We start from the raw sequence: 15862 nt of genomic DNA, 5'->3' as shown, positions 1-15862 counted from the left end.
GTCAGCGGAGTCGCAGGGCCGCGTCGACGACCTCTCCCAGCGCCGCTCGTCGGCGCTGGTGCACCGGGTCCGGGTCGCCGGGGTCGGCGACCGTGGTGACGGAGCCCTGGGCCCAGGCCGCGGCGGTCGCGATGAGGAGCGTCCAGAGGTCGGCCGGGTCGAGGTCGGGCCGGAGGACGCCGGCGCGCTGCTGCTCCGCGATGTCGGCCAGGTTCGCCTCGTCGATGCCCTCGTTGCCCCCGTACAGATAGCCGGCCGGTTCCTGCTCGAGCCGCTTCCACATCACCAGGCGCATCAGCGCAGGGTCGGCCAGGTAGTCGTCGTAGAGCCGTCTCGCGTAGCCCGCGGGGTCCGCCGCAGTGAACGGCACCCGCTGGGCGTTGGCGAGCACGTGCTCGTTGAACACCGCGTCGAACAGCCGTTCCTTCGCTCCGAAGTGCGAGTACAGCATCGGCTTGCTCATCCCCGATCGTGCCGCGATGCGGTCGACCCGTGCTCCCGCCAGCCCGTGCGCCGCGAACTCCTCCGTCGCCGCCTCGAGGATCCGCTGCCGTGTCCGCTCCGCTCCCACGCCCTCACCGTACCCGCCGCCCCCGCGCTCCCTCGCGCCCGCCGAGCGGCGCCCCTGGCCGACAGTCCGATCCGCCCCCCCGGCGGGCGCACCTGCTCCACTGCTCGCCCCCTGTCGCCACGTCGACCACGGTGACGCCGGGCCGCAACCGGCGTGCCCCCGGCGCCGCCGAACGGCCGATCCGCGTGCCAGCGGATCGCCCTAGGCGGACGCACCTCGCCCTACGAAACGCACCCCGTCGAGAAGCCGACCGCGCCACGCCGGGCAAGGACCGGCGTGCCCCCGGCACCGCCGAACGGCCGATCCGCGTACCAGCGGATCGCCCTAGGCGGACGCACCCCGCCCTACGAAACGCACCCCGTCGAGAAGCCGACCGCGCCACGCCGGGCAAGGACCGGCGTGGAATTCAACACAGCCTCTCGAACCAGGCGAGGGCGCTCTGGTCGGTGAGGTTGGCGACCTGGTCGACGACGACGCGGCGGCGGGCGTCGTCGTCGTCTGCGGCGTGCCAGTCCTCGGCGAAGCCGGGTTCGAGGGTTCCCGGGCCGCGGTCGAGGAGCGTGTCGGCGAGGCGGGTGAGGACTTCGCGCTGCTGGGCGTAGATGGGCTGGCGGGTGTTCCGCGACATCACGAACGTCGCGACGATCCCCTTGAGGACGGCGATCTCGGCCTGCTGCTCGCGGGGGACGACGACGTGGCCGCCGAAGCGGACGAGGTCGGGGTGCTGGTACGCCTCGCGGGTGGCTTCGGTGGCGGCGGCGGCGAAGCGGCCGATGAGCTGGCTGGTGAGGTTCTTGAGCCGGGCCTGGTCGCGGCGGGAGCCGTCCCAGGAGGAGACCCACACGTCGAGCGAGTCGAGACGGTCGAAGGCGGCGACGAGCTCGTCGTGTCCGACTTCGCCGCCGACCCAGGAGTGCATCGACTGCACGAGGTCCTCGTGGTCGGCGCGGGAGCCGAGTGCTTCGACGTCGATGTAGCCGGAGACCACCGCGTCCTCGAAGTCGTGCACGGAGTAGGCGATGTCGTCCGAGAGGTCCATCACCTCGGCCTCGATGCAGCGCACCCCCTCGGGGGCGCCCTCGCGCATCCAGGCGAACGCGGGGGCGTCGTCGGCGTAGAAGCCGAACTTGGCGCGCCCCGACGGGTCGGCGACCGAGCGCGTGTCGGGCCAGGGGTACTTGCAGCTCGCGTCGATGCTGGCGCGGGTGAGGTTCAGCCCGTAGGGGCGGGCGTCGTCGCCGAACACCTTCGGCTCGAGCCGCGTGAGCAGCCGGAAGGTCTGCGCGTTGCCCTCGAAGCCGCCGATCCCCTCGGCCCAGGTGTTGAGCGCGCGCTCGCCGTTGTGGCCGAACGGCGGGTGCCCGATGTCGTGCGCGAGGCAGGCCGTGTCGACGACGTCGGGGTCGAGGTCGAGGCTCGTGGCGAGCTCGCGGCCGATCTGGGCCACCTCGAGGGAGTGGGTCAGTCGGTTGCGCGCGAAGTCGACGCCCGCCGTGGGGCTGAGCACCTGGGTCTTCGCGGCCAGGCGGCGGAGCGCGCTGGAGTGGAAGAGCCGGGCGCGGTCGCGGGCGAAGTCGGAGCGGCGGGTCGAGTGGTCCTCCGGCAGGAATCGCTCGGTGTCGACGAGCGAGTACCCCCAGAGCGCGCGGTCATCCACCGCTGTGGTGGATCTCGGCGGCCGAGACCGCGTCGCGCTGCCCGGCGTCGAGCTCGCGGGACTCGAGCCAGCGGTCCGGGAGGGAGGGGACCTTGGGCGAGCCGGCGCGGCCCCGCTGCCCCTCGGCCGCCTCGCCCGGGTAGGGCTGCGTCCAGTCGAGCGTCGCCAGGAGCTCGTCGAGCTGCGCGAGCGTCTCGACCGTGGCCAGGCGGGCGCGGAGGTCGCCGCCGACGGCGTAGCCCTTGAAGTACCAGGCGACGTGCTTGCGGATGTCGCGGCAGCCGCGCTCCTCGCTCTCGAAGAAGTCGACGAGCAGCTCCGCGTGGCGGCGGAACGCCTCGGCGACCTGTCCGAGCGAAGGGCGGAACCGCTCGTCGGAGCCGGCGAACGCGGCGGCGAGGTCGCCGAAGAGCCAGGGGCGCCCGAGGCAGCCGCGACCGACGACGACTCCGTCGCAGCCCGTCTCGGCCATCATCCGCAGCGCGTCCTCGGCCGACCAGATGTCGCCGTTGCCCAGCACGGGCACGCTCGTGACCGTCTCCTTGAGCGTGGCGATCGCCGACCAGTCGGCGTGCCCGCTGTAGAACTCGGAGGCGGTGCGTGCGTGCAGCGCGATCGACGCGACTCCGGCGCCCTCGGCGGCACGGGCGGCCTCGAGGTAGGTGAGATGGTCCGGGTCGATGCCCTTGCGCATCTTGACGGTGAGCGGGACGTCGCCCGCGGCCTTCACCGCGCCCTCGACGATCTGCCGGAACAGCGGGAGCTTCCACGGCAGAGCCGCTCCCCCGCCCTTCCGGGTGACCTTGGGCACGGGGCAGCCGAAGTTGAGGTCGATGTGGTCGGCCCGGTCCTCGGCGACGAGCATGGTGACGGCCTCGGCGACCGTGACCGGGTCCACTCCGTAGAGCTGGATCGAGCGCACCGACTCGCTGGGGTGGTGGCGGATGAGGCGCATCGACTCCGGCGTGCGCTCGACGAGCGCGCGGGAGGTGATCATCTCGCTCACGTAGAGGCCGTTGCCGAACTCGCGGCAGAGGCGGCGGAACGCCGTGTTGGTGATGCCCGCCATGGGGGCGAGCACCACCGGCGCGTCGAGTTCGAGGGGGCCGATCCGGAGCGCCTGCGCGGTGCGCGCGGGCGGGGCGGCCGTGAGAGTGGAGGACATCGGTATCGATTCTCCCAGATCCTGTGTTGGGGAAGGCTAAGTGACGAGCGGAGAGGTGGAGAGATGAGCGGGAGCGCATCCGTGGAGGACGGTTCGCAGCGACTGGAGGCGGACGCGTCCGCCCGCGGCCTGGCGGTCGAGATCGTGGAGAGGCCGGGTGCCGGCAGCCTGCACGAGGCGGCCGCGCTGCTCGGCATCGAGCCCGGCGACATCGTGAAGTCGCTCGTGGTGAAGCGCCACGACGGCGGCTACCTGTTCGCCCTGGTTCCCGGCGGGCGGCAGATCGCGTGGCCGAAGCTGCGCGCGGTGGTCGGGGTGAACAGGCTCCGCCTCCCGGACGAGACGGCCGCCCTCGAGGCGACCGGCTACCGGCGCGGCACCATCACGCCGATCGGCTCCACGACGGCCTGGCCGGTCTACGCCGACGAGCGGATCCTCGGCCGCCGCGTCGCGATGGGAGCGGGCGCCGACGGCCGCAGCGCCTTCGTCGACGCGGACGCCCTCGTGTCCGCCTACGGCGCGATCGTGGCCGACATCACCGTGGAGGAGCCCCCGCGCTGATCGGCGGCACCTCGGCCTGCGGTTCCGCTTCCGCGGGCGGCACGGCGCAGACGCCGTCCTCGCACAGCGGCCCGCCGGAGTCGCCGAGCATCTCGAACGGCCCGCTCACGCGACGGCCGCCCGCTGCTCCAGCACGTGCTCGAGCACCTCGGTGAACGCCGCCGGCTCCTGGGCGCCGGAGACGCCGAAGCGCCCGTCGAGGACGAAGAACGGCACCCCCGAGATCCCGTACTCGCGGGCCTGGGCGATGTCGGACTGCACGCGCCCGAGGTAGCGCTGGTCCTCGAGAGCGCGGCGCGTCCGGGCCGGGTCGAGCCCGACCTCGCCGGCGAGCGCGGCGAGCACGTCCGGATCGGCCAGGTCGCGGCCCTCGACGAAGTACGCGCTCATCAGACGCTCGACGAGCTCGAGCTGCAGTCCGTTCTCCTTGGCGTGGTGGAGCGCCTGGTGGGCGGTGACCGTCTTGACGTGACGCACCGACTCGAAGTGGTAGTCGAGGCCGACGCTCGCCGCGATCGCCGTGACGGAATCGAGCATCTGCTGTGCCTGCGCCTCCGGGATCCCCTTGTGCTCGGCGAGGAACGCCGCCTCTCCCCCGCGGTAGTCCTCCGGCGTGTCCGGCGAGAGCTCGAAGCTGCGGTACTCGACGACGACCTCCGGAGCCTCCGGGTTCGCGGCGCGGAAGGCCTCGAGCCCTCGCTCGAATCGTCGCTTCCCGATGTAGCACCAGGGGCAGGCGATGTCGGACCAGACGTCGACGGACAGGGGGCTCGGCGCAGCACTCACCCCCAAGACAACGGAGCGGGCGCCCCGCTATTCCCGCAGCACGCGGACGAGCTCGTCCACGTCGGACTCGTCGTTCCAGAGGTGGAAGGCGATGCGGAGCCGGCCGCCGCGGCCCGAGACGCGCAGACCCGCGGCCTGCAGCCGCTCCAGGTCCGCTCCCCCCTCGTCCGGCCAGGAGACGAGCGCCCGGTGCTGGGGCTCGCGGTCCAGCCGCTCGCACAGCCGGTCGCCGAGGCCGGAGGCGTGGGCCCAGACCGTGTCGAGGTCGAGCGAGCGGAACAGGGAGAGCGACGCCTCGGCTCCGGCGAACGCCTGCCAGGCCGGCGAGACGTCGAAGCGGCGGGCGTTCTCGGCCAGGTGCATGGCCGGTCCGTAGCAGGACGACCACACGTCCTCCCCCGAGTACCAGCCCGCCTGCACGGGGACGAGCTCGGCCGCGTAGGCCGGCGAGACGGTGAGGAACGCCACTCCGCGCGGCGAGCACAGCCACTTGTAGGCGTGGGTGAGGGTCGCGTCGAAGCGGGAGGCGTCGACCGGCAGGACGCCGGCCGCCTGCGTGAGGTCGCACGCGGTCCGCACCCCGTGGCGCGCGGCCGCCTCGAGGACGGCGTCGAGATCCGCGAGGGCTCCGCTGCTGGACTGCACGGCGGAGAAGACGACGAGGTCGTCCTCGTGCTCGACGGAGTCGGCCAGCGCGTCGAGCGCGACGGAGCGCACGGTCACTCCGCGGTGCGCCTGGGCGAGGAACGGGAACACGATGGAGGAGAAGTCGCCGTCCACGCAGAGCACGCGGGCCCCGTCGGGCAGCGAGGCGGCGAGCACGGCGGCCATGGCGGAGGTCTGCGAGCCGATCGCGACACGGTCGACCGGGACGCCGGCGATCGCGGCGAACGAGGCTCGCGCGCGCTCGGCGACAGCACCGTAGGCGGCGGCCGTGCTCTCCCCGGACGACCAGCCGTCGAGGTCGGCCCGCAGCGCCTCGACGGTCTCCCGCGGCGGCAGACCGAGGGTGCAGGCGTTGTGGTAGCCGCGGGCACCGGCGAAGCGCGCGCGCAGGTCGGCGTGGTTCGGCAGTGCGGTGCTCACCTCTCGAGGATGACGCTCCGGAGCCGGATCGCCAAGACCGGGGAGCGACCGGGCGCGTCGGCGGCGGCCCCGGTCAGCGGGCGGCGAGGGCGTGCGCCTGCTCGAGCACGGCGACGACCTCGCGGGCCTCGCGGACGTCGACCGGCGAGGAAGCACCCTCCCGGAGCGACCGGGTGACCTGCTCGAGGAACGCGGCGTAGCGTCCCCGTTCGCTCGGCACCGGGTGGGCGCCGGAGTCGTCGACCAGGACGCCCCAGGCCTCCGGCGCGACCTCGCCGAAGCCCTCGTCGTCCGGTCGGGCGCCGCCGGTGCGGAGCGCGGTCTCCTGCGGATCGAGACCGTCGACGCTGAACGCGGCACGCGTGCCGAGCACGCGGAAGCGGGGGCCGGTCGCCCGGGCGACCCGGCTCATGGTGAGGTGGGAGCGGACGCCGCTGTGATGCAGGAGCGAGACGAACGCGTCGTCCTCGCTCGCCGAGCCCTCGTGGACGGTCCGGGTCTCGGCCGCCGTCACGACGGCCGGGCCGAACAGCACCAGCGCCTGATCGACCAGGTGGCTGCCGAGATCGAAGAGGATCCCTCCGCCCTCTGCCGGACCTGTCCCGCTCTGCCACCGGCCCGTCTTCGGCGCGCTCCAGCGCTCGAAGGTCGACTCGAAGCGGAGGACCTCGCCGAGGACCCCTTCGCCGAGGAGGCGGCGGAGCGTGAGGAGATCGGCGTCCCAGCGCCGGTTCTGGAAGACGAAGACGGGCGCCCCGCTCCGCTCGGAGGCGGCGATGATCGCGTCCGCGTCGGCCGTGCTCGGCGCGAAGGGCTTGTCGATCACGACGGCGACCCCGGCCTCGAGCACCCGGACGGCCTGCTCCCGGTGCACCGACGGCGGCGAGGCGAGGACGACCAGCTCCGGCCGCTCGGCGAGCACCGCGTCGAGGTCGGGCACGATCCGGGCGCCCGGATGCGCGGCGGAGGCCGCGGCGATCCGACCGGCGTCGCGCGTGGAGACGGCGACGACCTCGAACGCCGGGTCGGCCGCGAGGAACGGACCGTGGAAGACGCTGCCGGCGAGCCCGAAGCCGACGATCCCGGCCCGGATCACGAGGAGGCCCCCGGCACGTCGACCGCGCCGCCGAAGCGGCGGGAGCGGCCGGAGTAGTGCTCGATCGCGTCCCAGAGGTCGGTCCGCGTGAAGTCCGGCCAGAGCCGGTCGAGGAACACCATCTCGGCGTAGGCGCTCTGCCAGAGCAGGAAGTTGCTGGTGCGCTGCTCGCCGGAGGAGCGCACGAAGAGGTCGACGTCCGGCATCTCGGGCACGTAGAGCGCCCGGGCGATCGTCTTCTCGGAGATGCCGGAGGGCTTGAGCCGCCCCGCCTGGACCTCGGCGGCGAGCCGCTGCACCGCGTCGGCGATCTCGGTGCGCCCGCCGTAGTTGACGCACATGGTGAGGGTGAGCACGTCGTTGTCCGCGGTCATCCGCTCGGCGAACTGCAGCTCGGTGATCACCGAGGCCCACAGGCGCGGCTTCCGGCCGGCCCAGCGGATGCGCACGCCCCACTCGTTGAGCTGATCGCGGCGGCGGTGCAGCACGTCGCGGTTGAAGCCCATCAGGAAGCGCACCTCCTCGGGCGAGCGCTTCCAGTTCTCGGTCGAGAACGCGTAGACGCTGAGGTGCTTCACGCCGATCTGGATCGCTCCGGCCACGACGTCCAGCAGCGCCGTCTCGCCGCGCTTGTGCCCCTCGATCCGCGTCAGCCCGCGCGAGTTCGCCCAGCGGCCGTTGCCGTCCATCACGATCGCGACGTGCCCCGGGACGGCCTTCCGCGGGATCGCGGGCGGGTGGATCCCGGTCCAGTCGAGAGGGCGGTACGGCTCGGCGTCCTTGTGGGTGAAGGGCTTCATCGGGTGACGTGCTCCAGGGATCTCAGACCGCGTTCGAGGTGGAACTGCGTGTAGGCGGCGACCACTCCGCTCGCCCGCGACCGCGTGGTCGGCTCGGTGGTCTCGGCGTGGGCCCAGTCTCCCGTGAGCAGCGCTCCCAGCAGGACCACGACCTCCGGAGCGACCCTCGGCGCGCCGGGAGGCGTGCAGTCGGTGCAGACGACGCCACCGAGCTGCACCACGACCGCGCCGTGGGGTCCGGGGGCGCCGCAACGCGCGCAGTCCTCGAAGCTGGGCGCCCAGCCCGCGATCGAGAGCGCCCGCAGGAGGTAGGAGTCGAGCGTCAGCACCGGCTCGTGCTCGTGCTTCGAGAGCGAGCGCAGGGCCCCGACGAGCAGGAGGTACTGCTGCAGGGAGGCGTCCGCGTCGGTGAGGCGGTCGGCCGTCTCGACCATCGCGCTCGCCGCGGTGTAGCTGTCGTAGTCGGCGGCGATCAGCGCACCGTAGGCGCCGAGCGACTCGGCCTGCGTGACGATGTCGAGGCTCCGGCCCTCGTAGAGCTGGAGGTCGGCGACCATGAACGGCTCGAGCCGTGAGCCGAACTTGGAGCCGGTCTTGCGCACGCCCTTCGCCACCGCGCGGATCTTGCCGTGGCTGCGCGAGAGCAGCGTCACGATGCGGTCGGCCTCGCCCAGCTTGTGCGTGCGGAGCACCACGGCTTCGTCGCGATAGGTGGGCATCCCCCGATTATCCCCCCGACCCCCGACACCCGGCTGGCAGCCCGGCCGGAGCAGGGCCCGTGCCGTGGAACGATGTCCGGGTGGCAGCCTCCCTCTTCGAGATCCCGGCCTGGGCCGACCTGCTCGCGATCGCCATCGGCTGCCTCCAGGGCGCGATGTTCGCGGGCGAGTTCCGCGACCGCCGGATCGACCTGCTCGGCGTCACGATCATCGGCACGGCCACCGGCCTCGGCGGCGGCGTGCTCCGCGACCTGCTGCTCCAGACGCCCCTGGTGGCCCTGCACACCGACGCGTACCTGATCGTCGCGGTGACCGCCTCCCTGCTGGGCATGCTGCTCCAGCACCTGCTGAACCGGGTCGACGGGACGATCACCGCCCTCGACGCGCTGACCCTCGGGCTCTTCGGCGCGATCGGCACCACGAAGGCCCTGTCGCTCGGTGTGCCGGAGGTTCCAGCGGTGTTCGTCGGCACCGTCTCGGCCGTCGGCGGATCCGTCGTCCGCGACATCCTGCTGAACCGGCCGATCGCGCTGATGCACGTCGGCTCGCTCTACGCGGTCGCCGCCTCGGTGGGCACGGGGGTCCTGGTCCTCGCGCTGCGCTTCGGAGTGACGATCGACTTCGCCGCGCCGGTCGCGGTGGGCGTGACCACGGTCATCCGCCTGCTCGCGGTCCGCTACGGCTGGAGCCTGCCCGAGCAGCGCGCGCTCAGCGGGGTGCCGCGCCTGCGCTGGCGCCGCCGGAGCTAGCGGCGCCCGACTCGGACGCAGGGAGCAGCGTTCCGCGCGGTCCGCGCACCGGAACGCCGAGGGAGCCGCGACCCGTCACGGCTCCCCCGGCGGGGATCGGGCCCGATCAGGCGGAGGCGCCGGCCAGCTCGCGGACCGGGACCTCCTCGCGCAGGGCGCGGTTGACGGCCGAGACGATGGCCTTGAGGGAGGCGGTCGAGATGTCGGCGTCCACGCCCACGCCCCACAGAGTACGTCCGTTCACCGTGCACTCGACGTACGAGGCGGCCAGCGCGTCGCCACCGGCGCTGAGAGCGTGCTCGACGTAGTCGAGGACCCGCACCTCGACGCCCTGCTGCTCCAGCACGGCCTCGAAGGCGTTGATCGGGCCGTTGCCCCGCGAGCTGGCCGAGACGCTCTCGTCGCCCACCCGGAGGACCGCGTCCAACGCGATGCTGCCGCCCAGATCGCTCGACGTGTTCGTGCGCAGCAGCTCGAAGCGTCCCCACTTCTCATCGGCGCGCTCGGCGGGCGCCGGCAGGTACTCGTCCTGGAACACCGTCCAGATCTGCTCGCTCGTGACCTCGCCGCCCTCGGCGTCGGTCTTGGCCTGCACGACGCCCGAGAACTCGATCTGCAGCCGGCGCGGCAGATCGAGCGCGTGGTCCGTCTTCAGCAGGTACGCGACTCCGCCCTTGCCGGACTGCGAGTTGACGCGGATGACCGCCTCGTAGGAGCGGCCCAGGTCCTTCGGGTCGACCGGCAGGTACGGCACGGCCCAGGTGAGCTCGTCGACGCTGCGGCCAGTCCGCTCGGCCTCGGCCTGCATCGCCTCGAAGCCCTTCTTGATGGCGTCCTGGTGCGAGCCGCTGAAGGCGGTGAAGACCAGGTCGCCCGCCCAGGGGCTGCGCTCGGGCACCGGCAGCTGGTTGCAGTACTCGGCGGTGCGCTTGATGCCGTCCATGTCGCTGAAGTCGATCTGCGGGTCGATCCCCTGGGTGAACAGGTTCACGCCCAGCGCGACCAGGTCGACGTTGCCGGTGCGCTCGCCGTTGCCGAAGAGGCAGCCCTCGATCCGGTCGGCGCCGGCCAGGTAGCCCAGCTCGGCGGCCGCCACGGCCGTGCCGCGGTCGTTGTGGGGGTGCAGCGACAGCACGATGTTCTCGCGCTGGGCGAGGTTGCGGCTCATCCACTCGATCGAGTCGGCGTAGACGTTCGGGGTGGCCATCTCGACGGTGGCGGGCAGGTTCAGGATGACCTTGCGCTCGGGAGTCGGCTCGAAGACCTCGACGACGCGGTCGCAGATCTCGCGGGCGAAGTCGAGCTCGGTGCCGGTGTAGCTCTCGGGCGAGTACTCGTAGTAGACGGCCGTGCCGGGGACGGTCGACTCCATCTCGCGGCACTTGCGGGCGCCGGCCAGTGCGATGTCGATGATGCCCTGGCGGTCCTTCCGGAACACGACCTCGCGCTGCAGCACGCTCGTGGAGTTGTAGAGGTGCACGATCGCCTGGCGGGCACCGCGGATCGACTCGTAGGTTCGCTCGATCAGGTGGTCGCGGGCCTGGGTCAGCACCTGGATCGTGACGTCCTCGGGGATCGCGCCCTCCTCGATGAGGCTGCGCACGAAGTCGAAGTCGGTCTGGCTCGCGCTCGGGAACCCGACCTCGATCTCCTTGTAGCCCATCCGGACCAGCAGGTCGAACATGATGCGCTTGCGCTCGGGGCTCATCGGATCGATGAGCGCCTGGTTGCCGTCGCGCAGGTCGACGGCGCACCAGCGGGGCGCGGTCGTGATCCGCTTCGACGGCCAGGTGCGGTCGGGCAGATCCACGGCGATCAGCTCGTGGAAGGGACGGTACTTGCCGATCGGCATGGGCGACGGCTTCTGGTTGTTCAGCATGAGGTGCTCTCCCGGCGCAGTGGTGCGCACGTGTCTGTTCTCGCTCGTGACCGATCCCGCTCGCGCGCGGCTCCGCTGGTGGGCGGTGCCGGTCGGGCGGTCTCGCGGGGATCCGGATGCGGATCGACCTCGCGGGCGAGGGATGGTTCAGCCGACGACGGACTCCGCGACGAGGACGGCCTGAGGATCAGATCTCGTCGCGGCGGAGAAGGAGGAGCTGTCCGAAGCGCACCCGGTCAGGGTAGCACCGCCCCCGCGGCGCGTCACCCCGGCGTCCCGCTCTAGGAGACGAGGCCGTTCTCGTAGGCGTAGACCACCAGCTGCACACGGTCGCGCAGGCCGAGCTTGCCGAGGGTCCGGCTGATGTGCGTCTTCACCGTCGCCTCGCTCAGGAACTCGGCGCGCGCGATCTCGGTGTTGCTCATCCCCCGCGCGGCCAGGTGGAAGATCTCGCGCTCGCGGTCGGTGAGGGTCGCGAAGGCGGGCGGGGTCTCGCGTCCGCTGCCCGCCGCTCCGAAGTGCTCGAACAGCTCGCGGGTCGCGGAGGCGGCGACCACCGCGGTCCCCGCGTGCACGGTGCGGACGGAGGCGAGGAGGAAGCCGGGCTCCGTGTCCTTCAGGAGGAAGCCGCTCGCGCCCGCCCGGATGGCGCGCGCGGCGGCCTCGTCGAGGTCGAAGGTGGTCAGCACGAGGATGCGCGGAGGCTCGACCCGGCGCTCCTGCGCGTCCGCGAGGATCCGACGGGTCGACTCGATGCCGTCGACGCCCGGCATCCGGATGTCCATCAGGACCACGTCGGGGGCCAGCCGCGCCACCAGCTCCGCGCCCTCGGCCCCGTCCGAGGCCTCGCCGACCACCTCGAGGTCGGGCTGCGAGCCGAGCAGCATGCGGATGCCGGCGCGGAAGAGGGCCTGGTCGTCGACGAGGACGAGGCGGATGGTGTCGGTCATGCGGGGCTGCCTCCGGAGGCGAGGGGTGGGGCGGTGCGGACGAGGGACGGGGAGGAGGGCAGGCGCGCGTCGACGACGAAGTCGTCCCCCACCGGCCCGGCGGCGAGCACTCCCCCGACGAGCGCGGCGCGCTCGCGCATGCCGACCAGGCCGTGGCCCTCACCGGGCAGGGAGTCGCGCTCGGCGTCGGCGCACCGCGCGTTCCGCACTGTCAGGGCGAGCTGGCCGCCGTCCTGGCGCAGGGCGATGTCGAGCGGGGAGCCCGGGCGCCCGTGCCGGAGCGCGTTCGTGGTCGCCTCCTGGGCGATGCGGTAGAGGGCGAGCCCGACGGCGCGCGGCACGGCCTCGAGGTCGACGTCGAGCTCGGCGCGGACGGGGGCGCCGGCGCCGCCCACGCTGTCGAGAAGGGCCGGCAGATCGCGTGCGCCGGGCTGCGGACCGTCGCTCTGCGAGTGCCGCAGCTCTGCGAGGAGCACGCGGACGTCGCCGAGGGCGTCCCGCGCGACGGAGGAGATGGTGAGCAGGGCGGCGTCGGTCTGCTCGGGACTCGTGGCGCCGAGGTAGCGCGCGCCGTCGGCCTGCGCGATCACCACGGCGAGGGAGTGGGCGACGACGTCGTGCATGTCGCGGGCGATCCGGTTGCGCTCCTCCACGGTGTCGAGCTCGCGCTGCGCTCGGGCGCGCTCCTGCTCGGCCTGCGCGCGCAGGGTCTGGCCCTCCCGGGCCCGGCGGACCGACCGCGAGAGCAGGCCGATGGTCCAGGAGAGGCCGAGCGTCGCGAGGATCCCGCCGAAGGTGGCACCGGCCGACAGCAGGCCGTCGTAGGCGTTCGCGACGAGGTCGAAGACGAGGACGAGGTAGACCACGGCGACCACGGCGCCGAGGACGGCCGACACCGCGCCCGCGATCCGCACTCGCCGCGACTCCGACGCGCCGGCGCCGAAGAGGACGGCCAGGATGGCCAGATCCGCCGGTCCGGGAGCGAGGCTCGCGCTCATCTGCAGGGCGGCACCGGCCCAGGCGATCGAGAGGGCGAGGACCGGTGACCGCCGGTGCAGCACCAGCGCGACCGCGAGCACGCCCGCGACCAGCAGCTGCATCGCGCCGTCCACCCCGGCGAACGGGAGGCCGGCGACGAGGAGGAGCACCAGCGCCTGACCCCCGGCGACCCCCACCGCGAAGGGGTCCTGCGGGCCGGCGACCCGGGTCAGCAGCGCGTCGATCCGATCGCCCGCGAGGACCGGCGTCCGCAGCGCATGGAGGTACACGAGGACCTTCGCCGCGCCGAGCACGGAGGCGACCGCGAGGGCGACCAGGGCGAGCACCACGAACTCCACGCGGGTGGGGAGCCCGGACGGATCGAGCGGGCCGGAGAGGCCGAGCGCGACGGTGACGCCGCCGATCCCGGCGAGGACGAGGCCGCCTGCGAGCGCCAGGGCACGGGTCCAGGGGCCTACGCGGCGGGTCGTCTGCCAGAGGACGACCAGGCCGACGAGCACCCCGTCGACGGGGATGCCGCCCAGCAGGACGCCCCCGTCGGCGAGCGCGCCGACCGCGACGAGCGAGGGGGCGAGCGCGGGCAGGAAGCCCGCGACCGCGAGGGCCAGCGCCAGCACGAGGCCGCCGGCGATCCGCTCGGTCGGAGTGACCCCGGTGAGCCCGAGCAGCAGGTGGAGGGCGGCGAGCAGCGCCCCGGCGATCGGCAGGGCCGCCGGTCGGTCGAGGAGGGCGCGCATGAGGACCACGCTACGGGTCCGTGCGCCCGGGGGCGTCGTCCTGGAGGGTGACCGCCGTCGTCCCTCCGGCGTCAGAAGCCCAGGCGCCCCAGGAGCTTCGGGTCGCGCTGCCACTCCTTGGCGACCTTCACCCGGATGGAGAGGAACACTCGGCGGCCCAGCAGGCGCTCGATCTGCTCACGGGAGACGGCGCCCACCTCGCGCAGGCGCTGGCCGCCCTTGCCGATGATGATGCCCTTCTGACTGTCGCGCTCCACGAAGACGTTGGCGTAGATGTCGATCAGCGAGCCGTCCTCGCGCTCGACCATGTCGTCGAGCGTCACGGCGAGGGAGTGCGGCAGCTCGTCCGAGACGCCCTCGAGGGCGGCCTCGCGGATGAACTCCGCGATCCGCGAGGACAGGTCCTCGTCGGTCACCGCCTCCTCCGGGTAGAGGGCGGGCGAGACGGGCATCAGGCGCAGGAGCTCGACGGCCAGGACGTCCAGCTGCTCCTCGGTCACGGCGGAGATCGGCACGATGGTGTCCCACTCGCGCAGCTCCGAGACGGCGAGCAGCTGCTTCGCGACCGACTTCTTCGAGGAGAGGTCGACCTTCGAGACGATCGCGACCTTCCGGGCGCGCGAGAAGGAGTCGAGCTGCTCGTTGATGAAGCGGTCGCCGGGGCCGATCGGCTCGTCCGCCGGGAACAGCATCCCGATCACGTCGACGTCGCCGAGGGTCGAGGTGACGAGCGAGTTGAGCCGCTCGCCGAGGAGCGTGCGCGGCCGGTGGATGCCGGGGGTGTCGACGACGATCAGCTGGCCGTCGGTGCGATGCACCACCCCGCGGATCGCGCGCCGCGTGGTCTGGGGCTTCGAGCTCGTGATGGCGATCTTCTCGCCGACGAGGGCGTTCGTGAGCGTCGACTTGCCCACGTTCGGGCGGCCGACGAAGGACACGAAGCCCGCCCGGTAGGGAGCGGCGGCGGGAGTGGTGTCGGTCATCGTGCGTCCTCGTGCTGATCGCCCGTGGCTCCGCGGGTGGGAGCCGTGCTCGGGCTGGGGGTGGTGGTGCCGCCGTCCGCGATGATCGCGACGGGGCCGGTGCCGGGCTCGCCGGCGGTGTCCAGATCGGGATCGCGGCGGACGATCACCGTGGAGATGGTCCCACGGCGCGGGTCCGCCTGCTCGGCCTCGAGCAGCACTCCGCCGATCCGCGCCGTCGCGCCGCGCTCGGGGAGGCGGCCGTAGGCCTTGGTCAGCAGTCCGCCGACCGAGTCGACGTCGTCGTCCTCGAGGTCGAGCTCGAACAGCTCGCCGAGCTCGTCCACCGGCAGGCGCGCCGAGACGCGGTAGACGCCGGGCGCCGTCTCCTCGAAGAGGTCGACCTCGCGGTCGTACTCGTCGGAGATGTCGCCGACGAGCTCCTCGATGAGGTCCTCCAGCGTCACCAGGCCCGCGATGCCGCCGTACTCGTCGACCACCATCGCGAGGTGGTTGGACTCGAGCTGCATCTGGCGGAGCAGCTCGTCGGCCTTCTTCGACTCGGGCACGAACAGCGCGGCGCGCGCGAGATCGGCGACCGTGTCGTCGTCGTCCGGCCGCTCGTAGGTGTGCCGGGCCACGTCGCGCAGGTAGAGCACGCCGAGGACGTCGTCGACGCCGTCGCCGATGACGGGGAGCCGGGAGATGCCGCGGCTCAGCAGGAGCCCCATGCCCGCACCGACGGAGGAGGTCGCCTCGATCGTCACCATGTCGGTGCGGGGCACCATCACCTCGCGCACGAAGGTGTCGTTGAACTCGAAGATCGAGTGGATCAGCTCGCGGTCGTCCTGCTCGAGCACGTCCTGCTCGGTCGCCTCGTCGACCATGCTGAGCAGCTGCTCCTCGGAGGAGAACCCCGCCGAGCGCCCCGTCCCCGGGGTCACCCGGTTGCCGAGGGCCACGAGCCCGTGCGCGACCGGGCCCAGCGCGAGCCGGAGCACGTGCACGAGCGAGGCGCTGGTGGACAGGACCGCGCGGGCGTTCGCGCGCCCGACGCTGCGCGGGCTGGAGCCGACCAGGACGAACGAGACCGCCGCCATGAGGAGGACCGCCAGCAGGAGCGCGAGCCAGAGCTGCGGCACCTC

Annotated in this window: 15 protein-coding genes; 2 read left to right on the top strand and 13 right to left on the bottom strand. The window is 73.0% G+C overall.

The genetic code is table 11. From position 1 onward, the window contains the following. Position 1: 1 nt before the first annotated feature. The 3 genes from C5C24_RS12475 to dusB all read right to left on the bottom strand — a co-directional run bounded on the left by C5C24_RS12475 (position 2) and on the right by dusB (position 3393). Positions 2–571: a TetR family transcriptional regulator gene (locus C5C24_RS12475; protein ID WP_104305110.1), complete on the bottom strand. Its 570-nt coding sequence runs from the start codon at positions 569–571 to the stop codon at positions 2–4. Positions 572–977: 406 nt separating this feature from the next. Next, positions 978–2228: a deoxyguanosinetriphosphate triphosphohydrolase gene (locus C5C24_RS12470; RefSeq protein ID WP_104305109.1), complete on the bottom strand. Its 1251-nt coding sequence runs from the start codon at positions 2226–2228 to the stop codon at positions 978–980. Further along, a complete protein-coding gene (gene dusB / locus C5C24_RS12465; protein WP_104305108.1) occupies positions 2221–3393 on the bottom strand; it encodes a tRNA dihydrouridine synthase DusB in 1173 nt (390 codons plus the stop codon). The genes C5C24_RS12470 and dusB overlap by 8 nt, the downstream gene beginning before the upstream one ends. 63 nt (positions 3394–3456) lie before the next feature. Here dusB and C5C24_RS12460 point away from each other — a divergent pair, with 63 nt between their 5' ends. Further along, on the top strand, positions 3457–3954 hold the full coding sequence (locus C5C24_RS12460) for an aminoacyl-tRNA deacylase (RefSeq protein ID WP_104305107.1): 498 nt from the start codon (positions 3457–3459) through the stop codon (positions 3952–3954). Between the two features lie 105 nt (positions 3955–4059). On the opposite strand, the gene C5C24_RS12455 is transcribed toward C5C24_RS12460, so the two are convergent. From C5C24_RS12455 to recO, 5 genes are all read right to left on the bottom strand, one after another. Next, positions 4060–4740: a DsbA family protein gene (locus C5C24_RS12455; RefSeq protein ID WP_104305106.1), complete on the bottom strand. Its 681-nt coding sequence runs from the start codon at positions 4738–4740 to the stop codon at positions 4060–4062. A 27-nt stretch (positions 4741–4767) separates the two neighbouring features. After that, positions 4768–5826 carry an aminotransferase class V-fold PLP-dependent enzyme gene (locus C5C24_RS12450; protein WP_104276819.1) on the bottom strand — a complete coding sequence of 353 codons (1059 nt, stop codon included), beginning with the start codon at positions 5824–5826 and terminating at the stop codon, positions 4768–4770. A 73-nt stretch (positions 5827–5899) separates the two neighbouring features. Next, the gene (locus C5C24_RS12445) at positions 5900–6922 is read right to left on the bottom strand and encodes a Gfo/Idh/MocA family oxidoreductase (protein ID WP_104305105.1); all 1023 of its coding nucleotides are present in this window, start codon (positions 6920–6922) and stop codon (positions 5900–5902) included. After that, positions 6919–7722, bottom strand: a complete 804-nt coding sequence (locus C5C24_RS12440; RefSeq protein ID WP_104276821.1) for an isoprenyl transferase — start codon at positions 7720–7722, stop codon at positions 6919–6921. The genes C5C24_RS12445 and C5C24_RS12440 overlap by 4 nt, the downstream gene beginning before the upstream one ends. Beyond that, complete coding sequence (gene recO / locus C5C24_RS12435; protein WP_104276822.1) at positions 7719–8441, bottom strand: DNA repair protein RecO; 723 nt, start codon at positions 8439–8441, stop codon at positions 7719–7721. Before recO ends, C5C24_RS12440 begins: the two co-directional genes overlap by 4 nt. Positions 8442–8521: 80 nt before the next feature. Here recO and C5C24_RS12430 point away from each other — a divergent pair, with 80 nt between their 5' ends. Beyond that, entirely contained in the window at positions 8522–9190 is a 669-nt protein-coding gene (locus C5C24_RS12430; RefSeq protein WP_104305104.1) for a trimeric intracellular cation channel family protein, read from the top strand. Between the two features lie 106 nt (positions 9191–9296). Here the strand turns inward: C5C24_RS12430 and leuA are convergent, their stop codons facing one another. From leuA to C5C24_RS12405, 5 genes are all read right to left on the bottom strand, one after another. Beyond that, on the bottom strand, positions 9297–11069 hold the full coding sequence (gene leuA / locus C5C24_RS12425; RefSeq protein WP_104276824.1) for a 2-isopropylmalate synthase: 1773 nt from the start codon (positions 11067–11069) through the stop codon (positions 9297–9299). A gap of 281 nt (positions 11070–11350) precedes the next feature. After that, positions 11351–12019, bottom strand: a complete 669-nt coding sequence (locus C5C24_RS12420; RefSeq protein ID WP_104234459.1) for a response regulator transcription factor — start codon at positions 12017–12019, stop codon at positions 11351–11353. Then, positions 12016–13755, bottom strand: coding sequence for a histidine kinase (locus C5C24_RS12415; protein ID WP_146082616.1), 1740 nt, complete (start codon positions 13753–13755; stop codon positions 12016–12018). The genes C5C24_RS12420 and C5C24_RS12415 overlap by 4 nt, the downstream gene beginning before the upstream one ends. A 71-nt stretch (positions 13756–13826) precedes the next feature. After that, the gene (gene era / locus C5C24_RS12410) at positions 13827–14738 is read right to left on the bottom strand and encodes a GTPase Era (protein ID WP_104305102.1); all 912 of its coding nucleotides are present in this window, start codon (positions 14736–14738) and stop codon (positions 13827–13829) included. Continuing rightward, positions 14735–15862 (bottom strand): hemolysin family protein (locus tag C5C24_RS12405; RefSeq protein WP_104305101.1); only part of this gene is annotated, 1128 nt, incomplete at its 5' end. The genes era and C5C24_RS12405, both read right to left, overlap by 4 nt.

The organism is Rathayibacter sp. AY2B3 (genome assembly GCF_002931755.1).
Classification (GTDB): domain Bacteria; phylum Actinomycetota; class Actinomycetes; order Actinomycetales; family Microbacteriaceae; genus Rathayibacter.
The sequence above is the reverse complement of the archived record's forward strand: the minus strand, read 5'-3'. Positions and strand labels throughout refer to the sequence as shown.

Excerpts from the sequence above, each read along its gene's own strand:
- C5C24_RS12460 (WP_104305107.1), top strand. The coding sequence starts at position 3,457 with ATGAGCGGGAGCGCATCCGTGGAGGACGGTTCGCAGCGACTGGAGGCG.
- C5C24_RS12440 (WP_104276821.1), bottom strand. The coding sequence starts at position 7,722 with ATGAAGCCCTTCACCCACAAGGACGCCGAGCCGTACCGCCCTCTCGAC.
- C5C24_RS12415 (WP_146082616.1), bottom strand. The coding sequence starts at position 13,755 with ATGCGCGCCCTCCTCGACCGACCGGCGGCCCTGCCGATCGCCGGGGCG.
- recO (WP_104276822.1), bottom strand. The coding sequence starts at position 8,441 with ATGCCCACCTATCGCGACGAAGCCGTGGTGCTCCGCACGCACAAGCTG.
- dusB (WP_104305108.1), bottom strand. The coding sequence starts at position 3,393 with ATGTCCTCCACTCTCACGGCCGCCCCGCCCGCGCGCACCGCGCAGGCG.
- era (WP_104305102.1), bottom strand. The coding sequence starts at position 14,738 with ATGACCGACACCACTCCCGCCGCCGCTCCCTACCGGGCGGGCTTCGTG.
- leuA (WP_104276824.1), bottom strand. The coding sequence starts at position 11,069 with ATGCTGAACAACCAGAAGCCGTCGCCCATGCCGATCGGCAAGTACCGT.
- C5C24_RS12420 (WP_104234459.1), bottom strand. The coding sequence starts at position 12,019 with ATGACCGACACCATCCGCCTCGTCCTCGTCGACGACCAGGCCCTCTTC.